This window comes from Niabella soli DSM 19437, assembly GCF_000243115.2.
In the GTDB taxonomy this organism is placed as follows: Bacteria; Bacteroidota; Bacteroidia; order Chitinophagales; family Chitinophagaceae; genus Niabella; species Niabella soli.
In genome coordinates this window covers 2,587,066-2,599,708 of the sequence record NZ_CP007035.1, presented here as the reverse complement: position 1 = coordinate 2,599,708, position 12,643 = coordinate 2,587,066, and the positions used below count along the sequence as shown (strand labels likewise).

9 protein-coding genes are annotated in these 12,643 nt (G+C 46.1%); 4 read left to right on the top strand and 5 right to left on the bottom strand.

Annotated elements, in window-relative coordinates; all coding sequences use genetic code 11:
- Positions 1-88 precede the first annotated feature (88 nt).
- From NIASO_RS10990 to NIASO_RS10980, 3 genes are all read right to left on the bottom strand, one after another.
- Positions 89-2,065: a fumarate reductase/succinate dehydrogenase flavoprotein subunit gene (locus tag NIASO_RS10990; RefSeq protein ID WP_008585795.1), complete on the bottom strand. Its 1,977-nt coding sequence runs from the start codon at positions 2,063-2,065 to the stop codon at positions 89-91.
- A 56-nt stretch (positions 2,066-2,121) separates the two neighbouring features.
- Entirely contained in the window at positions 2,122-2,847 is a 726-nt protein-coding gene (locus NIASO_RS10985; protein WP_025298885.1) for a succinate dehydrogenase cytochrome b subunit, read from the bottom strand.
- A 163-nt stretch (positions 2,848-3,010) separates the two neighbouring features.
- The gene (locus NIASO_RS10980) at positions 3,011-4,303 is read right to left on the bottom strand and encodes an aminopeptidase P family protein (protein WP_008585793.1); all 1,293 of its coding nucleotides are present in this window, start codon (positions 4,301-4,303) and stop codon (positions 3,011-3,013) included.
- Between the two features lie 261 nt (positions 4,304-4,564).
- On the opposite strand from NIASO_RS10980, the gene NIASO_RS10975 reads away from it, so the two are divergent.
- From NIASO_RS10975 to NIASO_RS10960, 4 genes are all read left to right on the top strand, one after another.
- Positions 4,565-5,092, top strand: coding sequence for an RNA polymerase sigma factor (locus NIASO_RS10975; protein ID WP_008585792.1), 528 nt, complete (start codon positions 4,565-4,567; stop codon positions 5,090-5,092).
- A 63-nt stretch (positions 5,093-5,155) separates the two neighbouring features.
- Complete coding sequence (locus NIASO_RS19690) at positions 5,156-6,178, top strand: FecR family protein (RefSeq protein ID WP_008585791.1); 1,023 nt, start codon at positions 5,156-5,158, stop codon at positions 6,176-6,178.
- A 70-nt stretch (positions 6,179-6,248) separates the two neighbouring features.
- Complete coding sequence (locus NIASO_RS10965; RefSeq protein WP_008585790.1) at positions 6,249-9,386, top strand: SusC/RagA family TonB-linked outer membrane protein; 3,138 nt, start codon at positions 6,249-6,251, stop codon at positions 9,384-9,386.
- Between the two features lie 17 nt (positions 9,387-9,403).
- A complete protein-coding gene (locus tag NIASO_RS10960; protein ID WP_008585789.1) occupies positions 9,404-10,996 on the top strand; it encodes a RagB/SusD family nutrient uptake outer membrane protein in 1,593 nt (530 codons plus the stop codon).
- Positions 10,997-11,092: 96 nt separating this feature from the next.
- Here NIASO_RS10960 and NIASO_RS10955 read toward each other — a convergent pair whose 3' ends face one another.
- Together NIASO_RS10955 and NIASO_RS10950 are read right to left on the bottom strand one after the other, a co-directional pair.
- Complete coding sequence (locus NIASO_RS10955; RefSeq protein ID WP_008585787.1) at positions 11,093-11,929, bottom strand: endonuclease/exonuclease/phosphatase family protein; 837 nt, start codon at positions 11,927-11,929, stop codon at positions 11,093-11,095.
- A gap of 24 nt (positions 11,930-11,953) precedes the next feature.
- The gene (locus NIASO_RS10950) at positions 11,954-12,592 is read right to left on the bottom strand and encodes a deoxynucleoside kinase (protein WP_008585786.1); all 639 of its coding nucleotides are present in this window, start codon (positions 12,590-12,592) and stop codon (positions 11,954-11,956) included.
- Positions 12,593-12,643: the final 51 nt, after the last annotated feature.

The following is a 12,643-nucleotide window of genomic DNA, read 5'->3' as shown; positions in this document are numbered from 1 at the left end:
GTGAAATTTATAGGTGAACAATACATCAAATGTACCCATTCTCCCTAATTCTCACATTCTCAAATCTTCACATTCTCACATTTTCACATTACTTATAGTTCCGTTGCGTTGGCTTAATCACCTCATACTCCAGCGGCTCTTTGTCCAGTTGCCATGTGTTCTCGCCGGTTTGTTTCCAGGCAGAAACGTGCATGAAGCCTTCATCATTACGCAATGCTTCGCCCTCAGAGGTCTGGCTTTCTTCACGGAAGTGGCCGCCGCAGCTCTCTTTGCGATCCAGAGCGTCTATGCACATCAGCTCTCCCAGTTCAAGAAAATCGGCTACGCGACCGGCCTTATCCAGTTCCGGATTCATTTCATAAATACCACCTGGTATGCGCACATTTTTCCAAAAATCTGCCCGGAGGTCTCTTATTTCCTGGATGGCTTCTTTCAATCCCTGCTCATTGCGGGCCATACCACATTTTTCCCACATGATCTTGCCCAGGCGTTTGTGAAAACTTTCTACGGTTTGGGTGCCCTGTATGGTCATCAGCCGGTTGATGCGGTCATTAACCTGCGCTTCTGCTTCAACAAAAGTCCTGTCGGAAGTGGGAATGGGTTTTACCCCAATCTCCCCTGCCAGATAATTACCCATCGTATAAGGAATTACAAAATAGCCATCGGCCAGGCCCTGCATCAGCGCCGATGCGCCCAAACGATTGGCGCCGTGGTCGCTGAAGTTGGCTTCACCCAGGCAAAACAGTCCTGTTACGCTGGTCATCAGTTCATAATCTACCCAAAGACCACCCATGGTGTAGTGCACCGCAGGATAAATGCGCATCGGCACTTCGTAAGGGTTTTCCCCGGTGATCTTTTCATACATATCAAACAGGTTACCATACTCTTCTTTCACCACTTCTTTACCCAGGCGCACCAGGGTTTCTGTATCGGGGTTCTGTATGCCGTGCTTATTAGCTTCAGCTCTGCCATATTTATTGATCAGGTTATACCGGAAATCCAGGTATACCGCCTGCCGGGTGGTGCCTACGCCGTAACCTGCATCACAACGCTCTTTTGCGGCACGGGAGGCCACGTCGCGCGGTACCAGATTCCCGAAAGCGGGATATCTTCTTTCCAGGTAATAATCTCTTTCTTCTTCCGGAATATCATTGGGTTTACGGGTATCGTTCTGTTTTTTAGGCACCCAGATACGACCGTCGTTCCTTAATGATTCCGACATCAGCGTCAGCTTGCTTTGGTGATCGCCGGATACAGGAATACAAGTGGGGTGGATCTGTGTAAAGCAAGGGTTGGCAAAATGCGCTCCTTTTTTATGCGCCCGCCATGCAGCGGTAACGTTGCTGCCCATGGCGTTGGTAGAAAGATAGAAAACATTGCCATATCCGCCGGAAGCCAGCACTACGGCATGCCCGAAAAAGCGCTCCAACTGACCGTTGATCAGGTTGCGGGTAATGATGCCTCTTGCTTTGCCATCGATAACCACAATGTCCTGCATTTCATGGCGGCTGTACATTTTTACATTACCCAAAGCTACCTGGCGTTCCAGTGCCTGGTAAGCGCCGATCAATAATTGCTGTCCGGTTTGGCCGGCAGCATAAAAGGTTCTTTTTACCTGCACGCCGCCAAAAGAACGGTTATTCAGCAACCCGCCATATTCGCGGGCAAACGGAACCCCCTGCGCCACGCACTGGTCGATGATGTTACCGCTTACTTCCGACAGGCGGTGCACATTTGCTTCGCGGGAACGATAATCGCCCCCTTTGATGGTATCGTAGAATAAACGGAAAATAGAATCTCCGTCATTCTGATAATTTTTTGCTGCGTTGATCCCGCCCTGTGCCGCAATGGAGTGCGCACGGCGTGGCGAATCCTGGAAACAAAAGGCCTTAACCTGATAGCCCTGTTCGCCTAAAGCCGCGGCGGCTGAGGCGCCTGCCAACCCGGTACCCACAACGATGATTTCTAATTTTCTCTTATTCGCCGGGTTCACCAATTTGCAATGTCCTTTGAAATCGGCCCATTTCTCTTCTAATTTTCCGGCGGGTATTTTTGAATCAAGCATATCTGATTTGATATTTAATAGTTGATGTCTGAGATCTGATGTCTGATGGCTGGTGTCTATTGGATCCAACCAAAGTAAAAGCTTAAGGGCATCAGCATAAAGGCCAGGCAAATGATTACTGAATAAACAATACCGGTACCTTTTATCAGGCCTATATATTTATGATTGGTAAGGCCCAGCGTCCTGAAGGAACTTTGAAACCCGTGTACCAGGTGCCAGAACAGCGCAATTACTCCCACTTCATAAAGAATAATGATCCAGGGGTAGGAGGTAAACTGGTGCAGCATTTCTCCATACAGATCATGATATTCTTTTCCGCCCAGGGTTCCGGCAGGTACGATCTGGTTGGTGGCTGTATCAATATACATATTGGTTAACCCGCCAAAACGGCTGGGGTACCAGAAGTCACTCAGGTGCACTGCTAAAAAGATCAGCACCAACGCACCCAGGATGCCCATGGCGCGGCTGTTCCAGGCGCTGCCGCGGTTACCCATTTTTACGGCATAGCCTTTCCCGCGTTTACTGCGGTTTTGGATCTCCAATACAAGACCCTGGATTATGTGAATTAAGAAGAACACAAAAAGCCCGATTTCCAATACGCGGGGAACCACATTGGCTCCCATAAAATGGGCCGCTTTGTTAAACATCACGCCACCATCATTGGCCCAAATACAAGCGTTCAGTCCGGCATGAACGATCAAAAAAAGAATTAAAAAGATTCCGGACAGGGCCATGGTAATTTTTTTACCAACTGCGGAAGTAAAAAATTGAGACCAGTTCATATTTTCTTATAGAAGGTGATTAAATTGTCCACAAAGGTAACGCTTAACGATTAATTGCTGACAAAAAAATGACATATAGCATGGATGTTTGATGCTAGATGCAAGATCCTTGATCCTTGATATCCCGATTCCAGTATCATGCATCTAGTATCCGGTACTTGGCTCAACTATTCATCAGTTTTTCAATGTCGCCGGCTTCAATGGGCATGGTTTTCATCAGATCAATATTCCCGCTGCGCGTTAGTTGAAAATTGTTTTCGATGCGAATGCCCATCTGCTCTTCTTCAATATAGATGCCTGGTTCAATAGTCAATACCATCCCCGCTTTCAGCGGTACATGGAAGTTGGGGGCCAGGTCGTGTACGTCAACACCCAGGTGATGGCTGATACCATGATACAGGTATTTGCGGTAGGCCCGGTTGGCCGGATCTTCGTTCTTTACATCGTTCTTGGTCAGTAGCCCCAGGCTGATAAATTCTTTAGTAGCCTGGTCTCCTACTTTTTCATGATAGGCGGCAATGGTAATGCCCGGTTTTAATATAGATGCGCAATAGCGGTGAAGCCGGAGGCAGGCGTCATATACCGCCCGTTGGCGTTTGGTAAACCGGCCGTTCACCGGGACGGTGCGGGTAAGGTCTGCGTTATAGCCGCCGTATTCTGCGCCAAAATCCATCAGGATCAGGTCGCCGTCTTTACATTGCTGGTTGTTTTCAATATAGTGCAGCACGCGGGCATTGTCGCCGGAGGCAATAATACTGCTGTATCCTTCACGGGTGGCACGGTTGCTTAAAAAGGAGTGAACAATTTCTGCTTCGATCTCAAATTCCCATACCCCGGGTTTAATAAACTGCAACAGCCGCCGGAAGGTTGTTTCGGTAATAGCGATCGCTTTTTTGATCACTTCCACCTCTTCAGGTGATTTGATAGCCCGCAACTCTTTTACTAATGGCGCAGCTCTTAAATAATGATGCAACGGATATTTTGTCTGTAGTTCTTTTATATACCGGTACTGACGTGTTTCAATCAAAGCGCTTTTCCGGTCGTTTTCATTAGTGTCCAGGTAAATATTATGCGCTGAATGGATCCAGCCCTGTAGCAAAGCGTCCAGGGAATCCAGCCAAACCACGGTTTGGATGCCGCTGATGGCTGTGGCTTCCGGAGCACGCAAACGCCTGCCGTCCCATTTTTCCTTTAATTCGTTCGGCCGGACCAATACCAGCACTTCGCGGTATTTGGGATCAGGATTGTCCGGGAACAAAATTACCATTGAATCTTCCTGGCGGATACCGGATAACCAAAACAACGTACTGTTGGGTTTGTATTTGTAAAGGGCATCGCCGTTTTCGGGCATTTCGTCATTCGATAAAAAAATGGCGATGGAATTTTTTTCCATTTTATCGATAAAACGCTTGCGGTTTTTCACAAAAATTGCGGGATTCAGCGGTAAATATTTCATCAAAACACAAATTTAAATTTGAATGGTTCAAAGATAGGGCAAAAGAAATAATGCCTTTTTTTTGCATACAAAAACGATTTTGCACTAAATTTGAATTCAAGTCGCTTGTTAAATGTAGTATCTGAGGGAGTGTGAACCTTTTATTTGATGTAGAAGCATTATGGGGTTACACTATTCTGCTTGTTTGGTCCATATGGTAACAGTTTATTATTATTGATAATTTTCCCGTTCCGTTATTTTTGAAAAATATTTCGGAGCGCTATGTTTGCGATGCTTGAGGAAATTAAAAGAGGTGATCAACAGTCGTTTTACGCTTTTTATAATGCGTATCATGTCCGGTTGTACCAGTACATATTCAAATATACCCGGTCCGAATGGCTGGCCGAAGAAACTGTGCAAATGAGTTTTATCAAGATCTGGGAGCGCCGGGAAACCCTCTCGCTGGAATATAGTCTTTCCACCCAGTTGTTCCGCATAGCCAAAAGCACCCTGGTGGACCTGTTACGCAAAGAGGCGGTCCGGAAGGTGGTTGATCTACCCCATTCTGAAGCAATGGAAACCGGCAGGTCCTTACTGGATAGTATTGAAAAAAAGGATGATCTGAAACAGGCGATGGAGGTGATAAAAAAAATGCCGGTGATGCAGCAACAGGTATTCACCCACGCCCGGATTGATGACCTTTCTCATAAAGAAACAGCAGCCCTTTTATCCATTTCAACCAAAACGGTGGAAACACATATAACAAGGGCCATGCGGCGGCTGAAGAAAACACTATCTGTATTCCTGTAATATTTTTTCAAAAAAAAACGTACCCATGTAGGGGATTTTTTTCGTTCGTACGAATAATAGAGTATGGATGTAACTCCGGAACTATTACAACAGTTTTTTAATGGCGAATGCACTGCCCCGCAGGAGCAGGAGATCCGGCAATGGCTGTTGCAGCATCCGGAAATAGTGGAGCAATACCTGACGGAGGAAAACTGGAACTCCTTTGAGCACGAACCCATTGCTGCGGCCATCTCGGATCGCATGCGCAGGCGTATTTCGAAAAAAATAAGACCGGTTGTTCCCTACCGACGCTGGATGATGGCAGCGGCGAGTGTCCTGTTCCTGTTTTCCATTGCAGGTCTTTTAATAAAAAAGAAGCCGGTGTTGCCCGCTGAGAAGCGTGTTGCTGTAGCGATCCCTCCGCGTAAACTGATACAGGACACATCTTTTGTAACGAAAACAATAAAACTTCCAGACGGATCAATCGTTTCCTTACTGCCGGGCAGTAGTGTGTGTTTTGATTCAGTTTTCGGCAACCGGAGAGATGTTGATTTGGTAGGTTGCGCTTCTTTTTCAGTAGCTAAAGATCATACGCGCCCCTTCTGTGTGCATGCTAAAAACATAAATGTAACAGCGCTGGGAACAGTCTTTACTGTAGATGACAGAAATAAGATAACAAAGGTTCGCTTGCATGAAGGTAAGGTGGTAGTGCAAAAAGAGTCAAAGGCGCTGAAAAATAGGGTGCCTGTATTTTTAATGCCCGGTCAGGAACTACAATTCGACAATGTTCGTTTTTCAGACAGGGTACGATCATTTATAAAAAAAGAACCAGGGAAAATAAAAACAACTGCCACCACTCAGGCGCCGGCAAATGATATTGTACTCAAATTTGATAACGAAACAATGACGGCTGTGTTGAAAAAAATGGAAGATGCATGCCATGTGAAAATAGTTGTAAACGAAACTACATTAAAAGAGATGCGTTTTACCGGCGCCTATAAATCTTCAAAAGAAACTGTTGAACAGTTCCTGAATACCCTGGCATTATTGAATCATTTAAAAATTAACAAAACAAAAACCGGCTTTTTAATTCAACCCGATGAGTAGTCCCACGCCCTTGTGATGAGGCGGACCTCATTTTTTCTATCAAAGTTTCACATTTAAATCGAAATCTCTTATGAAGCAATTACTTATTATGTTGCTATTGCTCATTAGTGCCCGGTATGCTCAGGTGCACGGGCAGCGAGCTGTATCTAACTCGGTAACGGGGGTGGTAAAAAATGAAAACGGCGAGGCGCTCGCGGGCGTTTCTGTAGTAGCGCAGAAAACGCCGGATGCAGGCAACTCCAATTCGGACAGCAGAACAATGACCAACTCAAATGGTTTGTTCACGATCACCAACCTGCCCCCAGGGTCTGGTTATCGCTTTATTTTTAGTTATGTAGGGTATAAAGCGGATACGCTGCAAGGCTATGAAATAAAGGAAGGCAGCCGTATTTCGCTAAGCGTTGTGTTGCAGCCCGCGGGTAATACATTGGATAAGGTAGTAGTCATTGGTTACGGATCGATGCGCAAAAAGGATCTTTCCGCCTCAGTGTCAACAGTGCCGGATATGGCCCAGATAAAAGAACGGCCGGTGGTGGATGCTATGAGTATGATTCAGGGTAAGGTGCCGGGCGTTATGATTGTAAATAATGGCGGGCATCCTGATCAAGCGCCCAATGTAATGATCCGTGGAGTAGGGTCACGCAATGGCGATAAAGTCCTGTATGTGGTAGACGGGGTGCCCGATGCACCCTATAACCCGGCTGATGTAGAATCGATCACTGTGCTCAAAGATGCCGCCTCAGCAGCTATTTATGGAGCTTTTTCCGGAGCCGCCGGTGTGGTATTGATTACCACGCGTCAGGCAGCACAAGGAAAGCCTCGGGTAGAATATAACGGTTTTGTAGGTACCAAAAACGCATGGAGACTGCCGCAATCTTTAAACGCGCAGCAGGAAGCCCAGGTGGCCAACCTTGCGGCAAAGAATGCGGGACAGAATCCGCTTCCAGGCTGGGATGCTTCGGTATATCCTTATGCACAAGTGACCCGTACGGATTGGATCAATTCCATTTTCAGAACCGGGCTCATCCAGCGGCAAACCGTTACGGTGAACGCAGGTACCGATAAATTCAGCACCTTATTTGAAGGTCGTTATGAAGAAAACCAGGGTACCCTTATTAATACCTATGCTAAAAATATGTCGCTGCGCTTTAACGCCAATTATAAATTTAATAACCACATAAGCTTCCGGCAGGAGCTCTTCTATAATAATCATGATAAACGGGGAACTGCTACCGAGAGCGGGTATAGTGGCACTATCCTCTCCGCGATTTATATGCCCCGGTCTGCTACGGTTTACTATCCGGACGGTAGTTTTGGAGGAGTAGGGCCGCGCGCAGATTCCTTATACCTGGGGATTCATGGCGACGTAATAAACCCTGTGGCAACACTGCTTCGCAACAAGCCCTATGATAAATCCACTGATGTACAATCTGTTTCAGAATTGAAAGTGTTTAATTATGTAAAAGGGCTGTCCTTTACCTCCCGCTTCTCCTATCGCCAGGGGCAATCCTTGTATAAAAACTTTGTTCCTGCCCGCACGGAGCCTGGGAAACCCGATAAAATGAACTCCCTGTCTTATTTGACCGATAAAACTTATAAATGGTTTTGGGAAAATACCTTGAATTATGAACGCAGGTTTGGCCGGCATAATCTGGGCGCGATGGTTTCAACTACTGCCGAAGAGGAATCGGGAAAAGGGTTTAGCGCTTCCGCAAAATCATTTGCACTGGAGGCTAACTGGGCACAGTTTTTTGCAAACATGGCCGATATAACACCGGGTAATGTTGCTGATCTGTATATGAAACCGGATAGCTGGGATTGGGCCGACCGGAATCTTTCTTATGTCGGAAGAGTGATATATAGTTGGGCCGACCGGTATTTTGTTACAGGCAGTTATCGTTACGACAATGCCGGAAGACTGGCCATCGGGCATCGCACCCTGGGCTCACCAGGTGTTACTGCTGCCTGGAAAATAAGCTCAGAACCGTTTTTTCAGGGTTTGGCAGAAAGTATAGATCTGCTAAAAATACGTGGAAGTTGGGGGCGCATCGGCAACCTGAGCTCTGTAAGCGTTAACTATGGGTACCCCCAATTAAAAGGGGATGCGACCAACCAGGTGGGAGTAGGGGCTCCGCAGACAACGGCATTTTATGTAAGCTCCTTCAACAATCCTACGCTTACCTGGGAAACAGCCGAACAAAAAGACCTGGGACTTGACCTGGGTGTTTTAAATGATAAGCTGACCTTCACATTCGATTATTTTGATAAACAAACTTTTAATCTGATTACTACTCAAACCCTGAACTGGCCCAATACTTTTGGATTTGGCGCGCCGCTGATCAATCAGGGAAAGATAAGAAATACCGGTTTGGAGTTTGCGGCAACCTGGAAGGACCGGACCGGACAACTGGGGTATGAGATCAGTGGAAATCTGGCTACTTTAAAAAACCGGGTGGAGTATATTGATGGAAACCCTGGATCTGAGTGGACGGACGGCAGCGTTTGGAGGGGCACCCTGGCGCCTTATCGTTCTACCGTAGGGCAACCTTATCTCTCGTATTATCTTATCAAAACTGCCGGCATTTTCCAAAGCGATGCTGATGCCGCAGCTTATAAGGATAAGAACGGCAACCGGATCCAGCCCAACGCAAAAGCCGGCGATCTCAAATTTGTTGATGAAAATAGCGATGGCAAGATTGATGATAAAGACCGCGTGTACATGGGAAATGCATTGCCTAAGCTGAGCTATGGGTTTACCCTGAACCTTGCCTGGAAGAGCTTTGATTTCAGTATGTTCTGGCAGGGAGTAGGCGGGGTAAAATTATTCCATGCACTTAAAGAATCTACTTTAAACGCCTCCGAACAGGGATACAACCGCTGGAATAAAATTCTGGACGCCTGGTCGCCTACCAACACCGGCTCTAACATTCCGATTATTTCAGCCAGCGACCCCAATAAAAACTTTGGAACGGCTTCCGATTGGTACCTGGAAAATGGGAATTATGTCCGGTTAAAAAGCCTGGTCATCGGGTATAATTTCCCCAGGTTCTTAAAGAACAGCAGTCTTCGGGTGTACCTGAGTGGCGATAACCTGATCACCATTACCAAGTACACCGGTATGGATCCTGAAGTGGGCGGTATGGGCTTTGATGGCGGGCAGTTTCCCGTGGCCCGGGTATTTGCTGCAGGTGTAAAACTTTCCTTATAATAAAAAAAAATACTGAAATGAAGCGTTTAATAATTATTTGTCTTGTTTTATCAGCCGGGGTGTTGTTGAACTCCTGTTCAAAAAACTGGGTAGACACAAAGCCGAATGGCACTCCCAGCGCGGCCTATCAATGGGATGGGGTGGATATGGTTACAAAGTCCGTGGCCGCATTGTATATTCCTTTTTCTTATGAAAGCACCTGGGGCAGGGACCTTTTCTATATGCAAAATGCCAGCGATGATTTAATTGTGGGTAGAGCAAAGGCGAGTGCAGAGAATATAAAAAATTTCATCTGCACCGGTGACGAAGGGTATTTGGCTCAGGGCTGGAATGATCTGTATTTTATGCTCAATAAGGCCAACCAGGCGATAGCCGGCTTGCCTGCAGCAACTAATATTTCCGAGGATTTAAGAAAGCGTAGCCTTGGTGAAGCTTATTTCATCAGGGGATTCGCGCACTTCTGGATCGCTTATCTATGGGGAAGTAAAACGCAGGGCGTGCCCTATGATGGCGTGGAAAACAAAGAGTTTGGTACCCGGGTGCCTCCGCAGCTTCCTTCGGTGACCGACAATTACGCCATTATTGCCAGCGATTTTCAGAAGGCCGCAGACATGCTTCCCTTATTCAGCACATATAGCGATGCCGATAAAGGCCGTGCCCATAAGGCTGCCGCCCTCGGATACCTGGTGAAAACCTACGCCTATTGGGCACAATACGATAATAGCAAATGGGCGCTGATCCCCGATTTATGCGATAAGATCAAAAACGACTGCGGCCGGTCGTTAATCACAGGACAGGCAACACCTGCTGATAATTACAAATCTGTTTTTAAAATTGCCAATAACTGGAGCAGCGAATACATCTGGTCTGTAAATTCCGGCACCCAGGGTGGCTCGGAGTTTATGGGTGTGGTATTGGAGAATAAGGGATGGGGCCTGTATAATGGCTGGGGATATTTTCAACCCACCGAAGAATTGTACGACGAATATGAAGCAAATGATCCCCGCCGTGAGGCCACTATTTTAAAGTTTGGCGATTCGTTTACGTATTTTGGGCTCAGTAAAAAATACTATTCTACCAATAGCCTTTCAGGCTTTCAGATCAATAAATATATGGAGCCCTACAGTTACGGTACAAATGGGGATTCTAAAACAAATCTTTACATCAATCAGAATGGTGACTATCCCACTACTTCGCTCAATTTGCCTTTAATGCGTTATGCAGAGATCCTGCTGTTTAAGGCCGAAGCGCTGATACAACTGGGCAGGAATGCGGATGCCGCCGCTCCCTTGAATGAAGTGCGTGCACGGGTGGGGCTGGCTCCCAAAACAAGCCCTACAATGGATGATCTGAAACACGAGCGCCGTTGCGAATTAGCCTGTGAATGGACCGATCGTTGCATGGATCTGAAACGCTGGAATGATGTTGCGAAGATCAATGCGCCATTGCATGGCAGGAATTATGCAAATAAAACGGATCCCGCTTCTTCGTTTACTATTCAGCAGGTATGGGCGGCACGCAATTATACCGCTGCAAAAGCGGCATGGCCTATTGCAGCCAATGTACTTTCCAATAGTAACGGGGCCTATAAACAAACGCCGGGATGGTAATGGGAGCTGATCAATAGTTAAAAAGACCGGGCAATAAAAATTGCCCGGTCTTTTATTTCAACGAAATGAATACGGTGTGTTGCTGCGGGAACTGTTTTAAAAATAGAGAACAGCCTCCACCGGAAAGTGATCCGACGGGAATTTCCCCCGATAAGTATCCGTTAAGATCCCCCATTGCAAAGCTTTTCCGTTTTTAGTTATGAAAATATGGTCAATGACATCGTTACGGTCAACTGCTTTGCCAAAAGCATTAAATGATCCGTTATTTTCATAAGGATATTTTACATCTGTATAACTGTCTTTTAGCAGCGTTCCGCTCGCCAATGTCTTGTAAGGAACAGAACTGCGGTTGCCATTAAAATCTCCGGTGAGGATGGTATTGCTTCCCGCTGCGATGCTGTTGATCTTTTTCAGGATCAGCTTGGCGCTTTCTTCCCGGGCCACTTTCCCTTCATGATCGAAGTGAACATTAAAGAAATAAAACTTTTTTCCGGTTTTATTTTCTTTGAGCTGCACCCAGGAGCAGATGCGGTTACAACATTTGGCATCCCATCCTTTGCCGGGTTGGTCAGGAGTTTCCGATAACCAGAAATCTCCAGACCGGAGCAATGTATATTTGTCTTTTTTGTAAAAGATAGCAGAGTGTTCTCCTGCATCGGCTCCATCGTCACGGCCTTTGCCATAGCGGGAATATTCAGGCAGGTGGCTGCTGATATCATCCAGTTGATTTTTTAAACCCTCCTGTGTGCCGAAGATATCAAAGTTGTGGTAGCGTATTAAACTAATTACCGCAGCCGACCGGTCTTTCCATAAATTTCCCACGTCTCCGGAATTGTCATACCGGAGATTGTAGCTGGCTACTTTCAACTGTTGTGCCTGGCCGGCTATGTGAACCAGCAGACAGGATACAAAAAGGAGTAAATTTTTTTTCATAACATATTTAGTACTGGTAAGGGCTCAAAATAATCCGTACAACTGGGAATCGATTTTGGAAATGATTTTACCGAAATCCTCGCTGTTGTCGGCGAAGTTATTTTTATCTACATCAATAATAAGCAGCTTGCCTTCTTTATAACCGGCGATCCATTTGTTGTAATATTCGTTCAGGCGCTTCAAGTAATCCAGGCGGATATTTTCCTCGTACTCACGGCCCCGTTTCTGAATTTGTCCCACCAGCGTTGGTACCGATGCATTCAAATAGATCATAAGATCGGGTGGATTTACCATCGATTTCAGCGTAGTAAAAAACTGGTAATAATTGTCAAAGTCTCTCTTGCTCATTAATCCCATTTCATGCAGGTTGGGAGCAAAAATATTGGCATCCTCATAAATGGTGCGGTCCTGGATGACGGTTTCTGTACCGGTTTGTATTTCGATCAGTTGTTTTAGCCGGCTGTTTAAAAAGTAGATCTGCAGGTTAAAGCTCCAGCGGGGCATATCCTCGTAAAAGTCCATCAGGTAAGGATTATGGTCCACATCTTCAAAATTGGGGATCCATTTATAATGCTTGCTCAGCATCTCGGTCAGCGTTGTTTTACCGGCGCCAATGTTACCGGCAATGGCAATATGCTTGGGTTTGGACTTTGACTTGGCCATATGAAGCGGATAAGAGACTTTTGAAGTTGAAAATAATTATTCTTTTTTAAA